The sequence below is a fragment of the Rubricoccus marinus genome (genome assembly GCF_002257665.1).
GTDB classification, from domain to species: Bacteria; Bacteroidota; Rhodothermia; order Rhodothermales; family Rubricoccaceae; genus Rubricoccus; species Rubricoccus marinus.
The window spans coordinates 325,908-350,974 of sequence record NZ_MQWB01000001.1; the positions used below are offsets into that span (position 1 = coordinate 325,908).

The 25,067-nt window shown below is 71.7% G+C and carries 16 protein-coding genes; 12 read left to right on the forward strand and 4 right to left on the reverse strand.

Annotation, left to right across the window (positions count from 1 at the left end):
- The first annotated feature begins 136 nt into the window (after positions 1 to 136).
- The 9 genes from BSZ36_RS01330 to BSZ36_RS01370 all read left to right on the forward strand — a co-directional run bounded on the left by BSZ36_RS01330 (position 137) and on the right by BSZ36_RS01370 (position 14,000).
- A complete protein-coding gene (locus BSZ36_RS01330; protein WP_094545363.1) occupies positions 137 to 745 on the forward strand; it encodes an ECF-type sigma factor in 609 nt (202 codons plus the stop codon).
- A 53-nt stretch (positions 746 to 798) separates the two neighbouring features.
- Positions 799 to 1,338, forward strand: a complete 540-nt coding sequence (locus BSZ36_RS01335) for a tetratricopeptide repeat protein (protein WP_094545364.1) — start codon at positions 799 to 801, stop codon at positions 1,336 to 1,338.
- Positions 1,339 to 1,692: 354 nt separating this feature from the next.
- The gene (locus tag BSZ36_RS01340) at positions 1,693 to 2,304 is read left to right on the forward strand and encodes an ECF-type sigma factor (RefSeq protein WP_179270957.1); all 612 of its coding nucleotides are present in this window, start codon (positions 1,693 to 1,695) and stop codon (positions 2,302 to 2,304) included.
- A gap of 11 nt (positions 2,305 to 2,315) precedes the next feature.
- Positions 2,316 to 4,913, forward strand: coding sequence for a serine/threonine-protein kinase (locus BSZ36_RS01345; protein ID WP_094545366.1), 2,598 nt, complete (start codon positions 2,316 to 2,318; stop codon positions 4,911 to 4,913).
- Positions 4,914 to 5,135: 222 nt separating this feature from the next.
- Positions 5,136 to 7,703: a TonB-dependent receptor domain-containing protein gene (locus tag BSZ36_RS01350; protein WP_094545367.1), complete on the forward strand. Its 2,568-nt coding sequence runs from the start codon at positions 5,136 to 5,138 to the stop codon at positions 7,701 to 7,703.
- 212 nt (positions 7,704 to 7,915) lie between these two features.
- Positions 7,916 to 11,923: a M36 family metallopeptidase gene (locus tag BSZ36_RS01355; RefSeq protein ID WP_143536710.1), complete on the forward strand. Its 4,008-nt coding sequence runs from the start codon at positions 7,916 to 7,918 to the stop codon at positions 11,921 to 11,923.
- A gap of 120 nt (positions 11,924 to 12,043) precedes the next feature.
- Complete coding sequence (locus tag BSZ36_RS01360) at positions 12,044 to 12,496, forward strand: hypothetical protein (RefSeq protein ID WP_094545369.1); 453 nt, start codon at positions 12,044 to 12,046, stop codon at positions 12,494 to 12,496.
- 156 nt (positions 12,497 to 12,652) lie between these two features.
- Complete coding sequence (locus BSZ36_RS01365; protein ID WP_094545370.1) at positions 12,653 to 13,042, forward strand: helix-turn-helix domain-containing protein; 390 nt, start codon at positions 12,653 to 12,655, stop codon at positions 13,040 to 13,042.
- A 106-nt stretch (positions 13,043 to 13,148) separates the two neighbouring features.
- Entirely contained in the window at positions 13,149 to 14,000 is an 852-nt protein-coding gene (locus tag BSZ36_RS01370; RefSeq protein ID WP_094545371.1) for a geranylgeranylglycerol-phosphate geranylgeranyltransferase, read from the forward strand.
- Positions 14,001 to 14,010: 10 nt separating this feature from the next.
- Here the strand turns inward: BSZ36_RS01370 and BSZ36_RS01375 are convergent, their stop codons facing one another.
- The 4 genes from BSZ36_RS01375 to BSZ36_RS01390 all read right to left on the reverse strand — a co-directional run bounded on the left by BSZ36_RS01375 (position 14,011) and on the right by BSZ36_RS01390 (position 20,491).
- The gene (locus BSZ36_RS01375; RefSeq protein ID WP_143536712.1) at positions 14,011 to 15,399 is read right to left on the reverse strand and encodes a T9SS type A sorting domain-containing protein; all 1,389 of its coding nucleotides are present in this window, start codon (positions 15,397 to 15,399) and stop codon (positions 14,011 to 14,013) included.
- A 201-nt stretch (positions 15,400 to 15,600) separates the two neighbouring features.
- The gene (locus BSZ36_RS01380) at positions 15,601 to 15,822 is read right to left on the reverse strand and encodes a hypothetical protein (protein ID WP_094545373.1); all 222 of its coding nucleotides are present in this window, start codon (positions 15,820 to 15,822) and stop codon (positions 15,601 to 15,603) included.
- Positions 15,823 to 15,907: 85 nt separating this feature from the next.
- Complete coding sequence (locus tag BSZ36_RS01385; RefSeq protein WP_094545374.1) at positions 15,908 to 18,610, reverse strand: FG-GAP-like repeat-containing protein; 2,703 nt, start codon at positions 18,608 to 18,610, stop codon at positions 15,908 to 15,910.
- Between the two features lie 492 nt (positions 18,611 to 19,102).
- On the reverse strand, positions 19,103 to 20,491 hold the full coding sequence (locus tag BSZ36_RS01390; protein WP_179270959.1) for a T9SS type A sorting domain-containing protein: 1,389 nt from the start codon (positions 20,489 to 20,491) through the stop codon (positions 19,103 to 19,105).
- 173 nt (positions 20,492 to 20,664) lie between these two features.
- Between BSZ36_RS01390 and BSZ36_RS01395 the strand changes: the two genes are divergently transcribed.
- From BSZ36_RS01395 to BSZ36_RS01405, 3 genes are all read left to right on the forward strand, one after another.
- Positions 20,665 to 21,216 carry an RNA polymerase sigma factor gene (locus BSZ36_RS01395; RefSeq protein ID WP_094545376.1) on the forward strand — a complete coding sequence of 184 codons (552 nt, stop codon included), beginning with the start codon at positions 20,665 to 20,667 and terminating at the stop codon, positions 21,214 to 21,216.
- A gap of 7 nt (positions 21,217 to 21,223) precedes the next feature.
- Positions 21,224 to 22,423 (forward strand): FecR family protein, encoded by a 1,200-nt coding sequence (locus BSZ36_RS01400; RefSeq protein ID WP_094545377.1) that lies wholly within the window; start codon positions 21,224 to 21,226, stop codon positions 22,421 to 22,423.
- A 107-nt stretch (positions 22,424 to 22,530) separates the two neighbouring features.
- Positions 22,531 to 25,035 carry a TonB-dependent receptor gene (locus tag BSZ36_RS01405; RefSeq protein WP_143536714.1) on the forward strand — a complete coding sequence of 835 codons (2,505 nt, stop codon included), beginning with the start codon at positions 22,531 to 22,533 and terminating at the stop codon, positions 25,033 to 25,035.
- The last annotated feature ends 32 nt before the right edge of the window (positions 25,036 to 25,067 follow it).

Sequence of the window (25,067 nt, forward strand, 5' to 3'; positions counted from 1 at the left end):
GGGACCGGGCGAAGACGCGGCGGTTTGGGCGGGAGTCACAGAGCGTCTTCGTTTTTTTCGAGACGCCCTCGCGCCCTGCGCCGGGCCTCTGGCGGAGCGTGGGCCCGTTCCTACCTTCCGGCATCCCACCGAGCCCATGGACGACCGCACCCTCGACGCCGAAGCCACCGCGCTTGTCGACTCCCTGCGGAGAGGGGAGACCATCGACGAGGCCCCCGATGCCCTCGTGCGCCGCCTGTACGCCGACCTCCGCGATCTCGCCGGGCGCCAGCGGCGGCGCTGGGTCGGCAACGAGACGCTCAACACGACGGCGCTCGTGCACGAGGCGTACATCAAGCTGGCCGGGGGCGACCTCAAGGCCGAGAGCCGCGCGCACCTCCTCGCCATCGCGAGCCGCGCCATGCGGCAGGTGCTCGTCAACTACGCCGAGGGCCGCAACGCGCAGAAGCGCGGCGGCGGCGTGCACGACCTCGCGCTGGATGACGTGGCCGGCGTGCCGGACGGCAACCTCCTCAGCCCCTCGCAGGCCGACGACATCCGAGCGCTCGAAGCGGCGCTCTCCAAACTCGAAGCGTTCGACGCCAGAGGCGCCCGCATCGTGGAGTGCCGCTTTTTCGGAGGCATGACGGAAGCGGAGACGGCCGCCGCGCTCGGCATCTCGGAGTCCACGGTCACGCGCGGCTGGCGGGCGGCCCGCGCGTGGCTCTACACGCACATGGAGCGCGATTTTCCGTCGCGGATCTAGGCGCGTGACGGGGCGCACGCCCGGTTCCGGTAGACCCGGCAGCCCCCGTGCCCATGAGCCCCGACCGCTGGCGCCGCATTCAGGACCTCTTCGACGCCGTCGTGGACCTTCCCCGCGCGGAGCGCGACGCCACGCTGGCGCGGGAGGCCTCTGGCGACGCCGCGCTCCGCCGCGACGTGGACGCGCTGCTCCAAACAGAGCGCGAGGCGACGCTCTTCTTCGAGAGCCTCGGCGGCACGCTCGCCCACGCGGGCGCGCCTCTGGCGCCATCGGACCCGCCAGAGGCGGCGTCGACGTTGCTGCGCCTCGCGGTGGTGCTGCGCGAGCAGGGGCGTCTGGACGCGGCGCGGTCGCTGGCCGAGGAGGCAGTGCGCATCCACCGCGCCGAGCACGGCGCGGCGCATCCGTTTACCGGGGCGAGCCACGGGCTCCTGGCCCGGATCGCGGCGCTGCAGGGGGACCACGCCACTGCGATCCCGAACGAACGGCTCGCGCTGGCCTGCTTTAAAGCGGTGCACGGCGCCGATCACGCGCTCACGCGGGCCTCGCGCTCACGTCTGGAACGCTTGCTCCGCTCTGCGAGCAGTCCGTGAGCCCGCTCCGCCAGAGGCGCCGCTGCCGCATCCGATCCCGCCGGCACGAAACGCCAGCGGGATCAGGCGAAGGGGAGGCCCGGGGCCGCCGCACTCCCACCACAAGGTGCGGCGGCCCCACCGTTCTTGCCGAGGGGCAAGAGATGGCTTGTAACGAGCCTCACCCTCTAATGCGGGAAAACGGTCCGATATGTGTCATGCCGCTCGAAAAAAATCGAGAACGCCCTCCAGAGGCGCGTAGAGCCGGTTTCCTCGGGGTCCCACGGCCTCTGGCGGGGAATACGCGCGTGGCCTAGCGGGGGCGCGAAATCAAAGGTGTTCAGTATGTTCGGGCCACCCACCCAGGTCCCCGGCATGTCCTCGACTTCTCCGGACACGCCTCCCCCCGGCGACGTAACCCGTCTGCTCGACGCGCTCCGCCGGGGCGAGGCCGACTCCGACGCGCTGTTCCGACGGCTCTACGACGAGCTCCGCACGCTCGCGCGCCACCACCGCGCCCGCTGGCGCGGCAACGAGACCATGAACACGACGGCGCTCGTCCACGAGGCGTACTTCAAGCTGCTGGGGAGCGTGGAGGGCTTCGAGAACCGCTCGCACGTGCTGGGGGTGGCGAGCCGGGCGATGCGGCAGGTGCTCGTCACCTACGCCGAGGCGCAGCGCGCGCTCAAGCGCGGCGGCGGCGTCCCGAACCTCTCGCTGGACGAGGCGAGCACGGCAGACGACGGCTCGCTCCTCAGCGACGAGCAGGCCGACACCATCTCCGCGCTTGACGAAGCCCTCACGCGCCTGGCCAAAGCCGACGAGCGGGCCGCCCGCATCGTGGAGTGCCGCTTTTTCGGCGGCATGTCCGTCGAGGAAACCTCCGAGGCCCTCGGGCTCTCGGTCGCTACCGTGGGGCGGAGCTGGCGCGCGGCGCGCGCGTGGCTCTACGGCGAGCTCAAGCCCTCGCCCCTTCTCGACCTGTAGCCCCTGACGCCGTGCTGGATTCCACCCGCTGGCGTCGCATTGAGGCGCTCTTGGACGAGGCCTCTGGCGCCGCACCCGCATCGCGCGAGGAGATCCTCGACGCCGGGTGCCGGGACGAAAAGGGCGTGCTGGACGAGGCGCTGCGCGACGAAGTGCGCCGGCTGTTAGCTCTCGATGACGAAGCGGACGGGTTCTTCGGCGGCCTGCGCGACGCCACGCTGGGCGCAGGGGGCGACGGCGCGCTGGACGCCCCCGCTCTGGACGACCTGGTCGGCCGCGAGGTGGGCTGCTACCGCGTCGAGGCGCGGGTCGGCACCGGCGGCATGGGCGCCGTCTACCGCGCGCGCCGGGCCGATGGCGCCTACCGCCGCCCCGTCGCAATCAAGGTCGTGCGCCCTGGCCTTTCCGCCGACGTGGGGCCGCGCTTTCGGCGCGAGCGCGAGCTGCTGGGCTCGTTGGACCACCCCAACGTGGCGCGGCTGCTGGACACGGGCGCGCTGCCGGACGGGCGCCCGTGGCTCGCGATGGAGTACGTGGAGGGCGAGACCATCACGGCCTACGCCGACCGCCAGAGGCTCGGCGTAGACGCGCGCATCCGCCTCTTCCTGCAGGTCTGCGACGCCGTCGCCTACGCCCACCGCGCGCTGATCGTCCACCGGGACCTCAAGCCCAGCAACATCCTCGTGGCCTCTGGCGAGGCGGGGGACCCCGGGCTGCACTCCATCGAGGACGAAGGGGGCGCCTCTGGCGCCAGAGGCACGGCGCGTCCCTCGCTACCGCGGACCTCTGCCCCCCGGGTCAAGCTTCTCGACTTTGGCGTGGCCACGCTCGTGCGCGAGGACGGGGCCGCGACCACGCACACGGGCCGGACTCTTCTGACGCCCGCCTACGCCGCGCCGGAGCAGATCCGCGATGAGCCGGCCTCGACCGCCGCCGACGTGTACGCGCTCGGCGCGCTGCTCTACGAACTCCTCACCGGCTCCAAAACGGTCCAGACTGAGGGGTGCCCCGCACACGAGGTCGCGCAGGCCGTTCTGGACCACTCGCCGCCCGCGCCGTCGGCGGCGTTTACTGCGGACAACGCGGGCGCCAGAGGCCTCTCGCCCGCGCAGCTCTCGCGGCGCCTGCGGGGAGACCTGGACCGCGTGGTGATGATGGCGCTGCGCAAAGAGCCGGAGCGGCGCTACTCGTCGGTGGAGGCGTTCGCGCGCGACCTGCGGCGGCACCTGGAGGGCCGCGTGGTGGAGGCGCGGCCAGATACGGTCGGGTACCGGCTGGCGACGTTCGTGCGCCGCAACCGCGTCTCGGTCGCCGCTGGCGCCGTGGCGCTCGCGGCCGTGCTGGGTGGGGCGGGGCTGACGCTGTGGCAAGCGCGAGAGGCCCGTTCGGAGAGCGCCCGCGCCACGGCCCAGGCCGAGCGGGCCGTCGAGGTGGCCGCGTTTATGACCGATCTCCTGGGCGACTTCGACCCCAGCCGGTCTCAGGGCGGTCTCCTCAGCGCCGACTCCGTGCTCGCGCGCGCCGCCCTCCGCGTCCGCTCGGGCCTGGACGCGCACCCCGACGTGCGCGCCCAACTCTTGGGCTCGCTCGGCAAGATCTACCAGAGCTACGCCCACTTCGACCGCGCGGACAGCCTCTTGCGCGAGGCGCTCGACCTCCGCCGAGAGCACTTCGGAAACGATCACCCCGACGTGGCGACGGGCCTCCGCGACCTGGGGTGGCTCGCCTACGTGCGCGGCGACTACGGCCGCGCCGAGGTGCTCTACACCGACGCCCTGGCCCTCCACCGGGGCGCAGCCGAGCCGGACCCGCTCGCCATCGCCGCGGACCTGGAAGGGCTGGGCATCATCAGCCGCGTCCGCGGCGAGTACGAGGCGGCGCTCCGCGAACTCCGCGAGGCCCTCGCCATCCGCGAGGCGCAGCTCCCGCCAGAGGACGAGCGCATCACGGCGACGCTCAACCAGATCGCCTACGTGCTCTACGACCTCCAGCGCTTTCGCGAGGCCGAGCCGCTATACCAGCGCGTGCTCGAGGTTCGGCGCCGCACGATGGGCGAGCACGTCCAGACCGCGCAGGTGCTCAACGACTACGCCGCGCTGCTCCTGGCGGACGGCCGCGCCTCGGAATCCATCGCGCTCCACAAGGAGGCCCTCGGCATCCGCCGCCGGCTGCTCGGCCCGGACCACCCGCACGTGGCGCAGAGCCTGAGCCAGGTTGGCTGGGCGCTCCAGTCCGACGGCCGCTACGCCGAGGCCGAAACGCTCTACGTCGAGGCGCTCGGCATCCGCCAGAGGCACTTCGGGGACGTGCACGTCAGCGTCGCCAACAGCCTGGTGCTCGTGGGCGAGGCCCGCGCGCTCCAGGGCGATACGTCGGCCGGCCTCGCGCTGATCGCCAGAGGCGCCCGCACGATGGAGAGGGCGCTGGGCGCGGACAACCGGACGGCGAAGCTCGCGCGGTTGCGCTATGTGGAAGGGCTCATCGAGGCGGGGCAGATCCGCCGCGCCCGGGAGGAGGCGCGCGGCCTGTACAGCGGCCTTCGCGACGCGAGGGACCCGGACAGCCCGGCGTTCGCGCGGCTACGCGCGGTGCGCCAGCGGCTCGGCTAACCGGGAACCGGGGCCTCTGGCGCCAGAGGCAGACGGGGTGCGTGGGACCGTGCCCCGCGGCGAGGACTCGGGCCGAGCAGCCGGTGCCGCAAACGGGCCGGTTGGCAACGAAACCGGGCCTCTGGCGACGCTCCACACGCTCTCCGCAACTCGCGTCCGTTGCGGGCGTAGCCGCGCCACTTTGCCACGTCCCCACCCGCGAGCCTCTCGCGCTGTTCCGATATGTCTCTTTTCCTACGCACGCTCGCCCTCGGGCTCCTCGCAGCGGTCTCCGCGCCAGAGGCCCTCGCCCAGATGGGCGGCATGGGCGCCCCGCTCGTCGGCACCGTCGTGGACGGCTCGACGGGCGAGTCCATCGTTGGCGCCAACGTCACCATCTACCAGAACGACGCGTTCCTGACCGGCGCCGCGACCGACCTCGATGGTCGGTTCGAGATCGGCCTCCGGCCGGGCACGTACCGCGTCCGCTTCAGCTTCGTGGGCTACACCACGATTGAGCAGGAGGACGTCGCGGTCTCCGCAGGCCCGACGGACCTCGGCGTGATCCAGATGGCGCCGGACGCCGCGCTTCTCGGCGAGGCGCAGGTGACGGCCCAGCGCGAGTTCGTAGAGCAGCAGGCCGACCGCACTGTCTATAACGTGCAGGAGCAGGCGGTCACCGCCGGCGGCAGCGCGCTTGAAACGCTGCAGACGCTTCCCTCGCTCGAAGTCGACACCGACGGCAACGTCTCGCTGCGCGGCAACCAGAACGTCGCCATCCAGATCAACGGGCGCCCCGTGCCCGTGACCGGCGCGTTCCTCGCGGCGCTGCTCCGCCAGATCCCGGCGGACAAGGTGAACAGCGTGGAGGTGATCCCCAACCCCAGCGCGAAGTACGAGCCCGACGGCATGGGCGGCATCATCAACATCAAGCTCGCCGAGGGCACCGATCGCGGCCTCTCCGGCGGCCTCACGCTCGGCGGCGGGACCGAGCCCAGCGGCAACGTCGGCGCCAACGTCAGCTACCAGCAGGGCGCCTGGGACCTCAACGCGCAGTACGGCTTCCGCTACGACGAGCGGCAGACGCTCAGCGAGTCCTCGCTGCTGCTCCGTAACGCCTCTGGCGAGACCGTCACCAACCGCAATCAGAACGGCGAGAGCGGCAACCGCAACACCTCGCACTTCCTCAACGGCTCCGCCAACTACACCTTCTTTGAGGGCGCGGACCTGACGTTCGAGGGATCGCTCGGGCTGCGCAACGGCGTCAACGACGGCTTCACCAGCTTCGACTACCTCACCGGCGGCACGGCGGACTCCCAGCGCCTGAACGACTCCAACTCCGACGGCTTCAACGGTGACGCCGCGCTCGTCTTCCGGCGCAAGTTCGTCGGCGGCGGAGGCGGGTCGCAAGCGGCCTCTGGCGGCGGCCCCGGAGGCCCCGGTGGCATGCGCGGCGGCTTCGGCGGCCCGCGCGGCGGCGGCGGCACGACGAGCGACCACGAGCTCGCCGTCGAGGCGCGTTACACGGCCAACCAGAACGACGACCTCGGCTGCTTTGCCGACGCGTTCGGCACGGTCGCGGGCAGCGACACCGGCGAGTGCTTCGCCCTCACGAACGGCCTCGCGGCACGCCAGAGGCAGAACAGCGACCAGTCCAACGATGAGGCCTCGTTCCAGGTGGACTACACCCGGCCTCTCGGCGCGCTCAAGCTCGAAGTCGGCGGTAAGGGCACGGCCGAGTGGGTCGCGAGCGACCGGACCTACGAGCGGGCCACCGGCGGCGACTTCGAGATCGACCCCGGCCAGACGAACGCGTTCGACTACGACCGCCAGATCGCGGCCGTCTACCTCCAGGGCGCGCGCCCCGTCGGGCCGATCCAGGTCCAGGCCGGCGTCCGCGCTGAGTACGCCAAGCGCAACTTCGACCTCTTGACCGAGGTGCCCGTCACGCCGGGCATCCCGACGGTCGACGAGGACCTCGCCTCGCAGAGCTACACCAGCCTTTTCCCGAGCGTGTTCCTGTCGTACCCGCTGGCGCAGGGCTCGCTCGTCAAGGGCTCGTACACGCGGCGCATCAACCGCCCGCGCACGTTCTCGCTCAACCCGTTCCCGTCGTTCGAGGACACCACGTTCGTCCGCGTCGGCAATCCGGCGCTCAAGCCGGAGTACACGGACTCCTTCGAACTCGGCTTCACGTACAAGTACTTCCTGACCGTCGCGCCCTTCTACCGCCGCACGACCGACGCTATCAGCCGCCAGGTCTTTACCGACCCGGTGACCGGCAACCGGACGTTCACGCAGGTCAACTTCGCGACGCAGGATTCCTACGGCTCCGACGTGACGCTCCTGGCGCAACTCGGCCCGCTCCGCGGCTTCCTCTCCGGTAGCGTGTACCAGGAGGTGACCACGGGCGAGGGCGAGAACGAGTCCGCCAGAGGCCTCACCTGGAGCGCGCGCACGAGCGTGCAGGCCAAGCTGCGCGAGGGCACGGACCTCCAGTTCTTCCTGTTCTACCGCGGCCCGTCCAACATCGTCGGCGGCAGCCGCGAGGGCTTCGGCTTCTCCACGCTGGGCCTGAACCAGAAGCTCTCGGACCGCCTCTCGCTCTCCGCGCGCCTCAACGACGTGTTCTCGACGGCGCGCTTCCAGTTCTCGACCGACACCGAGTTCTCCCAGACGTCGTCGGTGTTCGACCCGAACATCCAGCAGGTCTCGGCCACGCTGACCTACACGTTCGGCTCCGGCCCGCAGCGCCGCCAGCCGCAACAGCAGCCGCAGGGCGACATGGGCGGCGACGGCTTCGGCATCTAGCCTCTGGCGTCGCTTCCGGTTTGTTCGGCCTCTGGCGGCTTCCGCCAGAGGCCGTTTTTTTGAGGCGCCGCGTTTGCGGTGGCGCCGCGGCAAGCCTCCAATGGCCGGATAAGGGCAAGGCTTATGTGCGAAAGGTGTTTGTGCGGCGCGAGATGTGATGGCAGGGCAGAGGCCCGGGTGGTATCGTTTTGAAGCCCCGTGCCTCTAACATCGTGACCCGCCTGCACATGTCCGTTCGATTCGCCGCCGTTGCCCTGGCGCTGCTGCTCCCCGCTCTCGCCTCAGCGCAGAGCTTGGCTGAGCAAACGGCGGTCCGCTACCTCCAGAACAACTGGAATCGCCACAGCCTCCAGCAGGCGGACGTGTCGGATCTCGTGGTCACGGACGAGGTGCCGGGGCTCAACGGGATCCAGCACGTGTACCTCCGGCAGGCCATCGGCGGCATCGAGGTCGCCAGCGGTCCGCTCTCGGTCGGCATCGACCGGCACGGGCGCGTGTTCCACGCCGCCGGCCGCCTGACCTCTGGCGTCGCGCAGAAGCGCGGGAGCGCCACCGCCTCGCTCTCGCCAGAGGCCGCGGTGATGGCGTTGGCGCAGGCCTCTGGCGTGGCGCCGCGCACGGCGTTCACGGCCGTCTCGCAGAAAGGCGGCGCCTCGCGCGAGACCGTCCTGAGCGACGGCGGCGTAACGCGCCTGCCCGTCCGCGCCCGGCTCGTCTACGCCGAGGACGGCGGACGCCTCACGCTCGCGTGGGAGACCACGCTCTTCCTCAAGGACGGCGGCGATTGGTTCGGCCACATCGACGCCGCCACGGGCCGCGTGATCCGCATGGAGGACCGCCTGGTGAGCGAACTCTACCCGGTGCATGGCCCCGCTCCGGCCCGCGCGCCAGAGGCCAGCCGCGCCTCAGGCCCGGCGCCGATGGTGCCGTTCGCGGTCCAGGCCGCGAAGGCGCTCGCCTCTGGCGCCAGAGGCGGCGCGACGTACCGCGCCTACCCGATGCCCATCGAGAGCCCGCTCTACTCGGACCCCGTGGCGCCCGGCGACGCGCGCATCCTCATTTCGGGCATGGAGGACGCCATCGCGTCTCCCTTTGGCTGGCACGACACTGACGGCGTGGCCGGCGCGGAGTTCACGACGACGCGCGGCAACAACACGCACGCCTACCTCGACCGCGACGACGACGAGGAGCCGGACGCGAACGGCGAGCCCGACGGCGGCGAGAGCCTCACGTTCGACTTCCCGCTGGACTTCGCGCTGAGCCCCGAACTCAACAAGGACGCCTCCGTCGTCAACCTCTTCTACTGGAGCAACATCGTCCACGACGTCATGTACCGCTACGGCTTCGATGAGGCCAGCGGCAACTTCCAGGCGAACAACTACGGCAACGGCGGCGCCGGGGGCGACGCGGTGGACTCCGAGAGCCAGAGCGGGGCGGACATCTGCAACGAGTTCAGCCCCTGCGACACCAACGCCAACTTCTCGACGCCCCCGGACGGCCAGGAGCCCCGCATGCAGATGTACATCGGCTCCAACCCGACGCCGGACATCGACGGCTCCTTTGACCACACCGTTGTGGCGCACGAATACGGCCACGGGATCTCGACGCGCCTCACCGGAGGCCCGTCCAACGTCGGCTGCCTCCGCAACGACGAGCAAATGGGCGAGGGCTGGAGCGACTTCTTTGGCCTCATCATGACGATCGAGCCCGGAGATACGGGGGCAGACCGCCGCCCGGTGGGCAACTACCTCATCGGGCAGCCGGTCTCCGGAAACGGGATCCGCTCGGCACCTTTCCAGCCGTCGCCCGGCGCGCCGTACTCCACGGACTTCTCCGTCAACTCCGCGACCTACGGCGCGACGAACGGCGGACTCTCCGCCCCGCACGGCGTCGGCTTCGTGTGGTCCCAGATCCTCTGGGAGGTGACGTGGGAGATGATCGAGGAGCACGGCTGGGACCCCGATCTCTACAACGCCAGCGGCACGGCGGGCAACCAGATGATGCTGGCCCTCGTGATGGAGGGCCTGAAGCTCCAGCCCTGTAGCCCCGGCTTCGTGGACGGCCGTGATGCCATCCTCGCCGCCGATCAGGCGCTTTACAACGGCGAGAACACCGAGATCCTCTGGCGCGGCTTCGCGCGCCGCGGGCTCGGCCTCACCGCCCGCCAGGGTTCCTCGGCCTCCCGCTCCGATCAGGTCGAGAGCTTTGTGGAGCCGGAGGAGAACCCGCCAGCGGCCATCACCGACCTCTCCGCAACGGCCAACGGGGACTTCGCGACCCTCCGGTTCACGGCCACTGGCGACGACGGGACGGTCGGTACGGCAGCGGAGTACTTCGTCCGCACGAGCGCCTCGCCGATCCTGACCGAAGAGGACTGGGCGGGCGCGACGCCGCGGATGGCCACCGGCACGCCGCAGGTTAGCGGCACGCCAGAGGCGATCGAACTCCTCGGGTTGGACTTCGCCACGACCTACCACGTCGCGGTCAAGGCCATCGACGAGAGCTTCAACCTCTCACCGCTCTCCAACTCCGTCGAGTTCACGACGCTGGCCGCGCCGGACGTCGAGGTGGCGTCGGACGTGATCGCGTTCGAGGCCGAGGTGGGCGGCACGGCCGAGGCCACGCTCGACATCCAGAACACGGGTGAAGGCGACCTCCGCTTTAGCCTTTCGCTCGCCGCTTCCAGCAGCGCCACCGCCCGCCACCACGCAGCCTACGCCGCTGGCGCGGCGACCCGCCTCGCGGCAGCGCCGGAGCGGGACCCGACGCCAGAGGCCAAGGAAGCCCGCCAGGCCTCTGGCGTGGCGCCCAAGAGCCAGGGCTCCGGCGGCCCCGACGCTTTTGGCTACACGTGGACGGATTCGGACGAGGCCGGAGGCCCCGCGTTCGACTGGGTCGACATCTCCGAAACGGGGACGGCGATATCGCTCGGGGACGACGACAGCCAGCAGGTGCTGCTCCCGTTCACGTTCTCCTTCTACGGAGAGGACCAGACGGCGGTCTACATCGGCTCCAACGGCATCCTGTCTTTTGGCGCCACCGACTCGGACTCGTACACGAACGATCCCATCCCCACCGCCGACACGCCCAACGCCATGATCGCGGCGTACTGGGACGACCTGAACCCGTCGCTCCGCGGGCGCGTCCTGCACCAGGACATGGGGGACGGCCGGTTCGTGGTGACGTACGAGGACGTGCCGCACTACAACCTCTCCGGGGAGGTCTCCACGTTCCAGGTCATCCTCAGCCAGAGCGGGGCCATCGTCTTCCAGTACCTGACGATGAAGGACGACGTGAGCGACCCCACCTCGCACACCATCGGGGTCGAGAACGCGGACGGCACGGACGGACTTCAGATCGTCAACAACGCCGCGTACGTCCACGACGAACTGGCCATCCGCCTCTCCGCGTTCTGGGGCGACGCCCCGACGGCCACAGGCCGGATCGCTGGGGGCGGCTCTCAGACGGTGACGCTGCGCGCGGACGCTGCCGGCCTCGCGGTCGGGGTCTACGATGGCGTTCTCACGATCGCCTCCAACGACCCAGACGAGGCCGTCACGACCGTTCCCCTGCAGCTCACGGTGGGCAACCCGAACGCCCCGCTGGCCTCGGTCACGCCCGGCTCCGTCACGCAAGACGTGCCCCGTGGGGAGACGCAAGAGGCCACGCTCACCATCGCCAACGCTGGCGGCGTGGCGCTGGACTGGTCCCTGGCGGACGCCAGCGGCACGCTCCCGTCCTGGCTTTCTCTCAGCGCCGCCTCTGGCGAGGTCGCCCCCGGCGCCTCGGTAGACGTGACCGCCACGCTGGCCCCTGGCGTCGAGTTCAACGCCGGGAGCACGCAGACGACGACGCTCGTGCTCACGTCCAACGACCCCAACGGGACCGTCTCGGTGGATGTCTCGATGAACGTCCTCGCAGGCGTCGCCAACGAGGACGGGCTGGACTTTGACGGGCCGTACGTGCTCAGCGAGGTCGCGCCCAACCCCGTAGGTCGCTCGGCCACGGCCACCTTTGCCGTGCGCGAGTCGCAGAACGTGACGATCGACGTGCTGGACCTTTTGGGGCGCCGCGTGGCATCCGTCCACAGCGGGCCCGTGGCCGGGATGACGCGGCAGGTGGTCGAGATCGACGCCTCGCGCTTGGCCTCTGGCGCGTACGTGCTGGTGCTCCGCGGCGAGACGTTCGCTACATCGCGGCGCATCACCGTCGCGCGCTGAGCCCGCTCCGCCTCTAGCGACGAGGGCCGCTCCGCACGCGGAGCGGCCCTCGGTGTAACTGCGCGGCATGTTAGACAGGCGTTAGCTATGGGTCTAGAGGCCGAGTCTGCCGTTTGAGCCATGCGCCTACTTGTCCTTCTCGCCCTAGCCTGGGTGGCCGCCCCCGTCTCCGCGCAGTCCGGCCCGCTCCACGATCAGGAAGTGACGTGGCGGAGCTACAACGGCGATCGGCCGCGTGCGGTGCGCGTCCGGGTGTTCGCCTCTGGCGACGAGAGGCGCCCGCATACCGTCGTCGTGGATGACCGGGCGGCCAACGGGCGAGCGCCCGTGACCGACGAGGCGCCGTACGTGGCGGAGACGATCGGGCGCGAGCTGGGCTTCAACCCGGTGGAGGCGGCCTTCGTGTTCCGGTTCACGGCCGCCTCGTTCGCGGAAGAGGGGAGCGATAGCGGCAAGGCCGTCCTCGTTAAAGCGACGTTCCGCCGGACGTCCAGCGGCTCCCTCGGCTCGCCGTCGTGGCGGGTGCTGACGCCAGAGGCGTTGGAGGACCTCACGGACCGTCAGATGCGGTGAGGCAGAGTCATCTAACCCGTTGAAGGTGAGTCGGCTGGCGCCGCGCGAACGTGCCTGGGACGAGGGCGAAAACGCAGGCGATCAGAGGGACCTTTTCGGAGCGTGTGGCGTGGAAGGTGTCACAACAACCACCGCACACTCCGGGCCTCTCCTGCCATGACCGACGACGCGACCAAGCTTGACCTCGACGAACTATCCGAGGCGCTTCTCATCTCCAAACAGACTCTCGTCCGCTGGACGGACCGAGGGCTCATCAACGCGAACCTCGGTTGGGGGATTTCGAAGCGCAACCAGGAGACTCGCCTGATCGAGATCAGCCCGTCCTCCCTGGACTTCCTCAATGGCTTCGCGGCCGAGTACCGCGATGACACCGTGAGCCGGACCGAGGCGCGGCGCCTGCTCAAGCTGATCGACCGGAACCAGGTCCAGAAGCTGATCCGCCAGGGGAGCATCAAGGCCAAGAAGATCAAAGGCGAGACGCGCGTCAGCGTGGGCTCCGTGGAGGACTACCTCCGCACGCTGGAAGAGGACGAGGCCGTCGCCTAGCCTCTTGCGCCAGAGGCGGCCCCGTGCGAGCAGCCTCTGGCGTAGCGCCGCGCGCAGATCGTGCGGCAAGGACCTGCCCTGGATGCCAGAGGCGTAGGTTCGCGGTATGGACCTGCTCCGCCTCACGCGCCCGCTCAACGTGATCCTCTTCCTCGCCGCGACGGCGCTGGGAGGGGCCCTCGTGGCGGGCGCCGCTGCGTTTGAGGGCGCCGCCCTGGGGGCGCTGTTCCTCGCGATGGGCTCGGCCACGCTCGTGGGCGCAGGCTCCAACGTGGTCAACGACCTGTACGACGTGGAGATCGACCGCGTAAACCGGCCCGGGCGGCCTCTGGCGGCAGGGACGGTCTCGGCGCGCGCGGCGTGGATCTTCTGGGCGCTGCTCTCGGCGGGCGGCGTTCTCCTGGGCTCGCTGGTCTCGCCGCTGCACGCGGCGATTTCGGCGGCGTCGGTGGCGCTGCTGTGGGTGTACAGCGCGAAGCTGAAGGGGACCGTTCTGCTGGGCAACGTGGCAGTCGCGGCCGTGATTGGAATGGGCGTGGCGTTCGGTGGCCTCGCGGTTGGTCCCGCGAGAGGCCCGCTGTGGGCGGGGGGGCTGGTGGGCGCGGCCATCGTGTTCGCACGCGAGATCGCGAAGGACGTGGAGGACGCCGAGGGCGACCGCGCAGGCGGCGCGCGCACGCTGCCGATCGTGTGGGGCGAGCGCCGCGCGCTGGGGCTCAGCATTGGCGTGATCGTGCTCGTGCTGGCGGCGTTGCCTCTGGCGGCCGAGGTCGTTGGCGCATCGTTCTACGTGTGGGGCCTGCCTCTGGCGGCGTGCCTGCTGATGGCGCTATGGACGCTGGGGGCGACGTTGGGCGTGGGTGAGCCGCTCCGCGAGCCCTCGCGCCGCGCCAGTGGATGGCTCAAAGGCGCGCTCGTGGCGGGCATCGTGGGTCTGGTGATCGCGCGGCTAGGCTGAGCCTCTGGCGCTACCGCGCGACGGTGAACCGCGCTCTCAGCACCTCGCCGCCGACCTCGGCGCGCACGGTGTAGACGCCCGCCGCCCACGCCCGCGTGTCGACCTCCCACGCGTGATCGCCTCGCGCGCCAGAGGCTTCGCGGTGGACCTCGCGGCCTCTGGCGTCGTAGACCGTGACCGTTGCCGCCTCTGGGGTGCTCACCTCCAGCGCGATCCGCACCGCGCCCGAGGCGGGGTTCGGGCTCACGCGCAACCGCGCGCCAGAGGCCTCTCGCGGCGGGGGCTCCCCCGCCACCGCCACGACCGGCACCGACGTCCGCTTGTCCCACACCGGCCCTCGGGACGACACGCCCACATACAGCCGCCCGTCCGGGCCCGCCTGCGCCCATTGCGCGCGCGGGTTGCCTACCTCAGGGCCGTGCTCCTCTGGCGGGAACAGCTCCTCCCACTCCGCCCACAGCGACCACGTCTCCCCCGCGTCGCCCGTCCACCACACCGGCCCCCGCATCATCACCGCCGCCGCCTGCCCGCCCCCGAGGTCCACGAGGTCCACGCACGTCCCGAACGCCCCGTACGGCCAGAGCTCCGCCGTCTGCCGCCACGTGTCGCCCCCGTCGTCGGAGACGCGGGCGTACACGCTGTCGGTGGGGACGCGGATGTCGTTGACGACCGTGACCACGCGGTCGCCCCCGCCGGGGGCCCGCCCGCGGAGCGTGGCGATGCAGCCCGTGGCCTGCTGGGCGTAGGCGTATTCCGGCGTGGGGTGCCAGGTGTCGCCCCCGTCGTCGGAGCGGGTGACGCCGGAGAGCCCGGCGCCGAGGAGCCGCCCGGCGTGGGGCCCCGTGGTGACGACGGCGACGCGCTCGGCGTGGGCGTCGTTGCCGTAGGCGTCGTAGAGCCAGCCGGTGGCCTCCCTCCACGACGCGCCGCGGTCGTCGGAGAGGTGCGCCATCCCGCTCCCCTGCATGGCGACGAGGCGGCCGGCGTAGGGCAGCCCCGCGGGGATCTCCACGATCCGCAGCGTCCTACCAATGCTCTCGTGCCGGGTCCAGGACTGCCCCGCATCGACGGAGCGGTAGGCGCCCCCGAGCTCGTCGATGATGAGGGTGTCCCGCCCCAGGGCGTGGATGGCGCCCACGGCGCCCCGGGGTTGGTCCGACACCTTTACCCAGACCGCGCTGGAGTCGTAGGGCGGGGGGAGCCTGTAGATGCCGTCGTACACGACCTCCTCGCCGTCGAGGCTGTTCCGGTCCGCGAACACGCCCCAGAGCGCGCCGTCGGGGCCGAACGAGGGGGGATAGGGCGTGTTGTGGGGGTGGTTGCCCACGCGCTCCCACGTCACCTCCGGCTGCGCCGCCGCGCCAGAGGCCAGGACCATCGCGAGGAGCGCTCGCGCCACGAGCGTCCTCGCGGCGAGGCCCACGCAGGGCCGCGCACGCGAGCCGCGCTCGGGCGTCTCACGCCTTTCGCGTCTGGGCGGGGTTCCACGTCTGGGCGTCGTCATCACCGGGCTATAGAGGGCGGTGCTCGCGGCCGTCCCATCGGCCATCTCTACGCGCACGACGTAGAGCCCCGCCGGCAGCCCCGACACGTCCAGGGCTCAGCTCTCTCCGGCCTGATCGGGCGCGTCGGCGGCCCGCTCGATCACGCGGCGCCCGAGCGCGTCCACGACGACGAGGCGGGCAGCGCCGGAACCGCTCGGCCGCTGGATCGCGACCTCGACCGCCCCGGAGGCCGGGTTCGGGAAGGCGACGAGCCTCGTGCGGAAGCCGCTGTGCCATCGGCCCGGTCCTGCCGAGCACCAGCGCGGGCGGGCCCGCACCGTACCCTTCGGCGGCAGCCCCCAGCGGAAGCTCCGCTCGCCCCTCGCTGAGCCAGGCTTGACCTGGAGGCCGGGGGAGCGCGGCTTAGTGAACCGTGATGAGCTGGACATATCGGCCTCCACTCGTCTCGATGGACGCGGCGTACACCCCGTGCGCGAGGTCTCCGAGGTCAACGCGGACGTCTTGCGTCCCCGCTTCCATCTCGAGCTCGAGTGGCTTACGAACCGTTCTTCCTAGCATGTCGAAGAACCTAACCGTGACGGGACCGGGGTAGCGGAGGTGAAGGCTGAACGTGATGGGCCCGGGTGTGGGGTTGGGATACGCGTGGGCCATCGCGGCTTCGCCGGGGCCGTCGAACTCGGTGGACGTCACGAGCGATGCGATGGGCACGACGTAGGCCCGGCCAGCGCTAGGCACGTTCCCCTCGTTCTCATACGACGCGCCGACTACGGCAACCCCGCTTCCGATGTCGAAGACGCCTACGCCTTCGGTCCGCCCGAGCGGGTGCCATATCGTACCGAGGATCGAGCCGTCCTCCCCATCCATCAGGTACACGCGGGCGGGTTCTCTAGACCCGGATGCCGCTACGGCGAAATCACCGACGCCGTCACCGTCAAGGTCGCCTGCGGGCGAGAGCCGCAGCCCGTACCACAGCCCCGCGGCTGGTGCGTCGAGGGCGTAGATCGGAGACCCGTCCGCCCCGCTGAGCGCGTAGAGGTACGGCGCTAACTGCGTGGTGCTTGCACCGACAACGACGTCAGGGACCCCGTCCCCGTCGATGTCCCCAGGCCCTGTCAGAGACCTTCCGAACGAATGGCCCGGGTTATGAGCCCCCGGGTAGTTGAGCGTCAGGGTGGGAGAGCCGTCGCTGCCAGCGAAGACGTGTACCCGGCCTCCATCGTACGATGGGGCACCCACAGCCAGCTCTCCCAACCCATCCCCGTCGATGTCGCCGACGCCGGCCACAGCCTTTCCGAACTCGCGGCTCGCGCGCCCATCAGGGGCGTTGAACGCGTGCACGAGCGACCCGTCACGGCCCGAGAAGAGGTACGCGCGGCCCGCGTAGTTGGGCCCGTCTTCCCGCGGCGCCCCGACGGCGATGTCGCAGAACCCATCGCCGTCGGCGTCGGGCGTGGAGGCCACAGCGTGCCCGAAGCCTCCGCCCTCGACGGGGTCTGGCGACGACAGCGAGTAAAGCAGGGCCCCGTTCGCTCCGCTGAACACGGAAGCAGCGCCAGGCCCGCGGAGGGTGAGCTCGTTTCCGATCACGAAGTCTCGGACGCCATCCCCGTCTACGTCACAGGTCACGTCCGCTTCCCCTCCGAACCAGACGCTCTCAGACGGGTCTGGGGGGCTGACGGTGTAGAGGGTGGTCCCGTCGCCCGTCATGACGTACGCCCTGGCCTCTCCGCGGGCCCCCACGAGGTAATCTGGCCGGCCGTCGCCATCGACGTCGTCGAGGACCGCGACCGCCGTCCCGAAATGCCCACGGGGTCGGCCGGGAGTAGGCGTGAAGACCACGGCGCCACCGTCCAAGGCGTCGCCGGGGTGGAGCGCTACGATGTCGACCCTGCCGCGTCTGTCGAACTCGAAATCCGGCGCCCCGACGGCAAGGCGGACCGTCCGGCCGCCGGCCGGGGTTACCTCAACGATTGAGCTCCCGAAGTGGTCGGTGGCCGTCCCGAGGCTGCCCGCGTAGGGCCCGGAGAGGAGCTTAAGCGCGGTGCCCGTCCGTCCGCTGAACAGCGTGACCCGGCCCGCCCCAGGGGCGCCGACTGCGAGCTCGCCGACCCCGTCCCCGTCGAGATCCCTAACAGGCGCAGCGGTGGCCCCGAACTGGGCGCCGTAGTCAGGATCCGTCGACGTGAGGGAGTAGAGGGCCTCCCCGGTCGCCCCGCTCACGGCGTACGCTCGCCCAGCCTCGTAAGCTCCGCCGACGTTTGCGCTGGGGGTACCTACGACGAGGTCGTCGACCACGTCCCCGTTCAGGTCGCCGACGCCGGTAAGCGTGGACCCGAAGTAGTCCGCGCCGCTCGGCGCAGGGATCGTTCGGACGAGGCTACCCGATGCGAATACGTAGACGTGACCACGCGAGGTGCTGTCCGCGACTTCCGCGGGGGCGCCCACGGCGACCCCGTCGCGGGTGCCCGCCAACGCCGACCCGAACCCCCCAAACCGCATCGGGCTCGGGGACGTGAGGGAAGAGAGGACGGACCCATCGGCCCCGCTCAGCACGTAGGCGGCCCCGGCGTCCTGTACGCCGTCGACGTCCGCACCCGGAGCGCCCACCGCCACGTCCGGGACGCCGTCTTCGCTCACGTCCCCGATTCCCGCGAGGGCCGCCCCAAACCTCGTAGGGGACGCACCGGGGCCTTCAGCCGTCCAAACGGCCTCGCCGTTCGCCCCGCTCAGCAGGACGACTCGCGCCCGGCCGACCGCGACGGCGAGGTCGCGAACGCCGTCGCCCGTGACGTCGTCCGACGCTGCGACGTGCAGGCCGGAGTCCGCGCCCGCGCCCAAGGCGGCCGTGTAGATCAGCGCCCCGTCCCGGCCGCTGATGACGTGGACTTCCCCCGAGCCGGGCTCGGCTACGGCGACGTCGGGGTGGGCGTCTCCGTCGACGTCGCCGAGGCCGACGACCGACCGGCCAAAGAGCCCGTTCCGAACGGGGTCGGGGGCGGGGACGTGCTGAATCTCGGCGTAATAGGGGGCTTGACCGAGCGCGGGAGCGGGGACGAACGTGGCCACGAGCGCGGCGACGATCAGGAGGCGAGACGAGGTTTGCACGAGCCCTGGGATTTTGGGTGGTCCGCTAATAGCAGGGGGAAAATAGACCAACGGGCGCGTGGTTTTTGACCGCCAACACGGCTACGCCGCCGCTCCCTGCTCTGCTGGGACCAGTGGTGGAGACGCACGGGGCGGGACAATGAAGGGGGGCGGGTCTTCGTAGGCCCCTCTGACGTGACCGGAGACGCGCCAGAGGCCCCGCGGCGCGGCACGCGACGTCCCGCCAGGGGGTGGCATCGCCGTGCAATACTGGCCGGCGCGACCTGGCGCGGATCGACCCGTAAGTCCCCGGGAGTCCCCGTATTGGTCCGTATGAAACCGCGTTGGCGCGCCGTGGCGCGTTCTGGAGAAAACGCAAAAGGGCCTGTTCCAGTCCAACGAGGCCCATTTAGAGAGGGCCCCTCGAAGCGGAACGGGGGATCCTCGGAGCGGGCCCGCCGCGGCCGCTTCTCTGGGGCCCTCGCAGGGCTGAGCCTCCCCACGTGGGGAGGCCTACCGCGCGACGGCCAGCCGTGCGCTCACCACCTCGCCGCCGACCTCGGCGCGCACGGCGTAGACGCCCGCGGCCCACGCCCGCGTGTCGACCTCCCACGCGTGATCGCCTCGCGCGCCAGAGGCTTCGCGGTAGACCTCGCGGCCTCTGGCGTCGTAGACCGTGACCGCTACCGCCTCTGGCGTGCCCAGCTCCAGCGCGATCCGCACGGCGCCCGAGGCGGGGTTCGGGCTCACGCGCAAACGCGCGCCAGAGGCCTCCCGCGGAGCCGGCTCCCCCGCCACCGGCCACGCCGTCACGGGCTCCGATGTCCTCTTGTCGTAGACGTACTTGTCCCCGCCGGGAGTGGAGAGCCCGATGTACAGCCGCCCGTCCGGGCCCGCGAGCGCCCAGAACGCACGGGGGTCGCCCCCAACCACCTCCCTGGGCGCCACCAACTCCTCCCACTCCGCCCACCGTGCCCAGGTCTCACCGGCATCCTCGGTCCACCACACCGGCCCTCTCATCATCACGGCTGCTGCCCGGCCGCCTCCGAGATCCACCACCTCCATGCACGTGCGGAAATCCCCGGGGAACAGGCCCGCCCCCCGCTGCCACGTCTCCCCGCCGTCGTCCGACACGCTCACGCGGACGGAGTCGTCCGGGATGCGGATGTCGTTCACGACCGTCAAAACCCGGTCGCCGCCGCTCGGTGACTGACCACGGAGCGTCGCGATGCAGTTGGTGGACTGCTGGCGGAAGGCCCACTCGGACGTGGTGTGCCACGTGTAGCCGCCGTCGTCGGAGGCGATGATGCCGGAGAGCCCCCCGGCCACGAGGCGCCCGGCGTGGGCCCCCGTCGTGACGACCGCGATGCGCTCGGCGTACCCGTTGGTAAGCCCGCTCAGGTCTGCCGGGGTCCAGGTGGCGCCTCGGTCGTCCGAGAAGGAGGCCACTTGGCCTCCACGAGCGGCGATCAAGCGCCCAGCGTGCGGCAAACCCGCGGGCATCTCGATGATCCGCGTGACACCATTGACGTCTTGAATCTGCTGCCAGGACCCTGCCCCATCGGTCGAACGGTAGGTCCTATTCCCCTCATCCAGGAGGATCGTGTCACGAGAGACCACATGGGCCCACCTTGAGGAGCCTCGAACGGGTGCGGAGACCTTCTCCCAAAGCGTGGCCGAGTCGTACGGCGGCGCTAGTCGGTACAGGCCTTGGTAAAAGACCTGTCCACCACTGACCGCCTCCACTTCGTTAAACGCCGACCAGAGAAAGCCATCGGGACCCACGGAGAGCGGGAATACCGTGTCGTGCGGACGATCTCCCACGCGCTCCCACGTCACCTCCGGCTGCGCCGCCGCGCCAGAGGCCAGGACCATCGCGAAGAGGACGAGCAGCAACCGCATGGCCCAGGATACAGCCTCTGGCGCCCCAGGCGAACGTCCGCATCCCTCACCCCGCATCTCCGGTCCCTCGTCTAGATTCCCGCTGCGCCCGCGTGTGACCTCGTGCACGCCAGAGGCGGCTACACCTCTGCCGACGACTCCCGTCGGCCGCCCCGGCTGCCGGGGGACGTTCCATGCACCCCTTTAGCCCCGAGTCCGTTACGCTGGCCCAGAGCGGCGACCGCGACGCCCGCGAGAGGCTCATGGCCGCCATCGAGCCGGTCTTGCGCTCCTTCTTCGGCGCCCGCATCGGCCGCACTCCCGACGCTGACGACCTCGTGCAGAACACCTTTATCCGCATCCACCGCGGACTGGAGGCGCTCGAAAACCCGGCCCGCCTCAAAGCCTTCGCGCTCAAAGCGGCCCTCTACGAACTCCAGGACTTCTACCGTGGCCGAGGCCAACTCCGCGAAGCACTTTTCGACCCCGACCTGCCCACGCCCGGCAGCGTCGGCGCGGACGACGGCGCCGACCGCATCGACCTCGACCGCGCGATGAGCGCGCTGACCGACCACGCCCGCGAAATCCTCGAACTGCGAGAACTGGGCTACCCCTACGTCGAGATCGCCGAGACGCTCGGCACGACGGAGGCGGCCGTCAAGATGCAGGTCAAGCGCGCCTTTGAGCGCCTCCGAACCGTCCTCGCCACCGTTCTCGCTTTCCTCAGCCTTCCCACCCTCGGCTGACCTTCCCATGCGCGACGCGACCACCCTTCTCGCTCTCCATGACAGCCTCTCGCCCGACGAGCAGGCCGCCCTGGACGCGATCCTCGCCGAGAACCCCGACCTCGAAGCCGACGCCCGCCTCTGGCGCCGCGTCCAGGCCGAGGTCCGCGCGGACCTCTCGCGCGACCTTCCCGAGCGCGATCTCCTCGTGCTCCACGCCCTCGGCCGCGACGCCCTGAGCGCCGACGAGCGCCAGCGGCTGGACGCCTCTGGCGTGGCCGAGGCCGTCGCCGCGCACCCGGGCCTTCAGGCCGCCGCACGGCGCATCCAGGACGACCGCGATGCCTTCGAGGCCGCCTGGGACGCCGCCGCGGCGCCAGAGGCCGCTCTCGTGCCCGAGGACTCTGGCGAGACGCGCCGCCGCGCGCCGCAGCGCCGCGCCGAGCCCCGCGAGGCCGTCGCCTCGGGCGCGAGCCGCCCAGCGAGCCGCCGCGCAGGCCGGTGGGTGTGGCGAGGCGCCGCGCTCATGGCCGTCGTCGCCTTCGGCGCCGTGCTCACGTTCCTCTACGCCCGCGACGCCGACTTCCGGCGCATCACCGCCGGCGAGCAGCAACTCGTGGCCCTCGCCGATGGCTCCGAGATCACGCTCGCGCCAGGGGCCGTCCTCATGATCCCGCGCGAAGGCGCCGAGATCAGCCCCCGCCAGGCCCGACTCCTGGCGGGAACGGCGCTGTTCGACATCACACGCGACCCGAGCGCGCCGTTCGAGGTGCAGACGCCCAACGCCGACATCGCCGTGCTCGGGACCACGTTCAGCGTCGCCGTGGAGCCTCTGGCGCAGTCCAGCGCGACCGCCGTCGTGCTCGCCAGCGGCTCGGTCCGCGTGGCGCCGCGCGCGCAGGCCGAAAAGGCCGTGACGCTCGCGCCCGGCGAGACCACCCGCATCCTCGCGCTCGACGCGCCGGCCCCGCCGAGCCTGACGGACGTGGCCTCGGACCTGGAGTGGACCGGCACGATCTACGCGCGCGAGCTCAGCGCCGCCGAGGTCGTCCGCCGCATCGCGCAGGCCACCGGCGCCGACATCAGCGTTGACGCCGACCTCGCGGGCGAGCCGGTCTCCGGCACGTTCCACACGTCTGAAGGCGCGCTGAGCACGCTCAACACGCTCGCCCTCGCGCTCGACGCCGACGTGCTCCGTACGGCCGAAGGCTTCCGCCTCGCGCGGTAGGCCTCTGGCGGCGCCCACGCCGCTTCCACCCCCTCCGGCCCCGCGCCCCCGACCGCACACGCTGTCGGGGGCGCGTATCGTTCGAGTCGAGAGTCCCCGCCGCCGCCGTGTCCCTGGCCGTCCGTCCCGTTCTGTGCGCGATCCTCGCGGCCTGCGTGGCGGCGGGCGCGATGGCGCAGTCCGAAGGGGCGCCAGAGGCCCAGACGTTGACGTGGGATCGCGCGCCGCTGGCGGAGGCGCTGTACGCCTTTACTGAGGCCTCTGGCGTCGAGATCGTGTTCGCGCTGCGGTTGGTGCGGGACGTGCGCGTAAGCGGGCGCTACACCGTCGGTGAGCCGCCGGGCCCGGCGCTGGGCGCGCTCCTGGCGGGCAGCGGGCTCCGCGCCGAGCGGGTGCGGCGCGCGCAGTTCGTGCTCATCTCAGACCCGCTCAACCTGCCCGGCCTGGGAGACGACCCCTCCCTTTACACCGGCGTGCTGGAGGGCCGCGTGACCGACGCCGAGACCGACGAGCCGCTCTGGGGCGCGCACGTCTGGCTCGTCGACCTCGACCTCGGCGGCGTGGCCGACGCCAGAGGCGAGTTCGCCGTCGAGCGGCTCCCGGCCGGGCGGTACTCCGTCCGCGTCTCGCACGTCGGCTACCGCACGGTGCGGGTGGACCTGGACGTGTTTCCGGCCTCGCCGCAGCTCCCGCCCACGATCCGCCTCCGGCCCGAGGCGGTGAACTCCTCCGCCGCGACGGTCCGGCCGTCGGCGCAGCCGCTGGAGCCCGAGCCCGGCCTGGCGGTCCTCACGCCGCCGGGCTCGCCAGAGGCCGGGCGGCCCGCGCTCTCCATCGCCGGGCCGGTCCTCGGCGGCGACCTGCTCGGCGGCCTCTCACTCGTGCCGGGCGTCTCGCGCGCCGGGGGCGCCAGCGGCCCGCTCACGCTGCGCGGCGCCGACCCCGGCCGCGCGCTCGTCGTGCGCGATGGCGTGCCCATCTACGGCGAGAACGCCTCGTTTCAGCCCGAGGCGCTGCAGTCGGCGCGGCTGCACAACGGCCCGCTCCCCGTCGAGCTGGACGGCGGTGCGGGCGTCTTGGAGCTCACCACGCGTGCCCCGGGGCCCGACGCCAGAGGCGTCCTCGCGGGCGGCCTGGGCGGCGTTCGGGGCGTGGTCTCTGCACCTCTGGCGCCGACGCTCGGCGCCCAGGTGGGGTGGGGGAGGCCCGGCCCGAGCGATCTGCCTCTGGCGTCGGCGCGCGCCGAGGCGGGCGCGCTCGTGATCGACCCGCGCGGGTGGCGCGGCGAGGCCGACGCGGCGCGGCGGGCGTGGGACGCGGAGGCCAAGCTGACGTGGACGCCGCGGCCGGCGCAAACCGTGGAGGCAGGCGCGTACCGCAGCGGCACGCGCCTCGGCGCCGACCTCCTCTCCGGCCCTGCTCCCGCCTCGTGGGAGATCCGCAGCGCGAGCACGGCCGCCAACGTCCGCTACGACGGCCTCGTGGACGATCGCACGTTCGCCAGCGGCCTCGCCTACCTCACGCGCGCCTCTGGCGACGAGGAGACCCCCGGCCTCGCCACGCAAACCGCGATCACCGAAGGCGGCCTCCGCGCCGAGGTCGATCACGCCCCTTCGCTCACCCACCAGGTCCGCCTGGGCGCCCACGCCGCTGTGCGCGAGGTGAGCGCGGACCAGGGCGTGCGCCTCCGCCAGAGGCTGACCGAGGCGGCGGTCTACGCGCGCGACACGTGGAAGCCGAGCGCCCGCCTCGAACTCCGCCCCGGCGTACGCCTCGCCCTCGTCGGTACGCGCGCAGTCGCGGAGCCGCGGCTGCAGGCGCGGTGGAGCGCGGTCCCCAAGCGGCTCGACCTCCGCGCCGGCCTCGCGCGGCAGACCCAGGCCGTCCACCGCTTGCACGGCTACGCCTCTGGCGCGAACGCCCCGCGCGATCTCGCCGCCACGCGCTGGCTTCTCGCCAGCGGCGGCATCGCGCCTGCCGTGACCTGGCTCGGCGGGCTCGGCGCCGAGTGGCGCCCATCCGACGATGTCGCGTTCAGCGCCGACCTCTTTGTCCGCACCGCGCGCGACGTGCGCCTCGCCCGAGGCCTGGCGGTCCAGGAGCCGCCCGTCGAGGCGGCGTCGCTGGCGGCGCTGTTTCCCGCCCACCGCGAGCGGGCGGTTGGGTTGGACCTCGCCGCGGGCGTCCGCCGCCAGACCTGGGCGCTTCAGGGCGGCCTCTCGCTCGCGCGCGCCGAAGTGCGCCGCGAGGCGCCAGAGGCCTCTGGCGCCGTCCGTCCCTGGCGCGCGTCGCGCTACAGCCGCCCCGTCTCGTTCTCCGTCGCGGGCGAGAAGACGCTCGGCCTCGCCACGCTCGGCGCGCGGCTCGATCTCGAATCTGCCCGCCCCGGCGCGAGGGGCGACCGCGACGCGCCAGAGGCCCGGCTCACGCTCGGTGCCGACGCGCAGACCGAGGCGTTTGGCGTGACGTGGATCCTCGGCGCGCGCGCCGAAACCCGCCTGCGGGGCGACGGCCCGCTCGCGAGCGGGGGGCTGCCGCCCGGCGCGCCTCTGGCGCTCGGCGCCCTCGGCCCCGCCGTCGTCCCCGGCGTGCGCTTGGTCGCACGGTGGTAACGGGGAGGGAGGCCGACAGGCTCTGCCCATTC

Bases quoted from the DNA above. Each gene is read 5' to 3' on its own strand.
- BSZ36_RS01335 (WP_094545364.1), top strand. From the start codon at position 799: ATGAGCCCCGACCGCTGGCGCCGCATTCAGGACCTCTTCGACGCCGTC.
- BSZ36_RS01370 (WP_094545371.1), top strand. From the start codon at position 13,149: ATGGACCTGCTCCGCCTCACGCGCCCGCTCAACGTGATCCTCTTCCTC.
- BSZ36_RS01395 (WP_094545376.1), top strand. From the start codon at position 20,665: ATGCACCCCTTTAGCCCCGAGTCCGTTACGCTGGCCCAGAGCGGCGAC.
- BSZ36_RS01390 (WP_179270959.1), bottom strand. From the start codon at position 20,491: ATGCGGTTGCTGCTCGTCCTCTTCGCGATGGTCCTGGCCTCTGGCGCG.
- BSZ36_RS01400 (WP_094545377.1), top strand. From the start codon at position 21,224: ATGCGCGACGCGACCACCCTTCTCGCTCTCCATGACAGCCTCTCGCCC.
- BSZ36_RS01365 (WP_094545370.1), top strand. From the start codon at position 12,653: ATGACCGACGACGCGACCAAGCTTGACCTCGACGAACTATCCGAGGCG.
- BSZ36_RS01360 (WP_094545369.1), top strand. From the start codon at position 12,044: ATGCGCCTACTTGTCCTTCTCGCCCTAGCCTGGGTGGCCGCCCCCGTC.
- BSZ36_RS01350 (WP_094545367.1), top strand. From the start codon at position 5,136: ATGTCTCTTTTCCTACGCACGCTCGCCCTCGGGCTCCTCGCAGCGGTC.
- BSZ36_RS01330 (WP_094545363.1), top strand. From the start codon at position 137: ATGGACGACCGCACCCTCGACGCCGAAGCCACCGCGCTTGTCGACTCC.
- BSZ36_RS01340 (WP_179270957.1), top strand. From the start codon at position 1,693: ATGTCCTCGACTTCTCCGGACACGCCTCCCCCCGGCGACGTAACCCGT.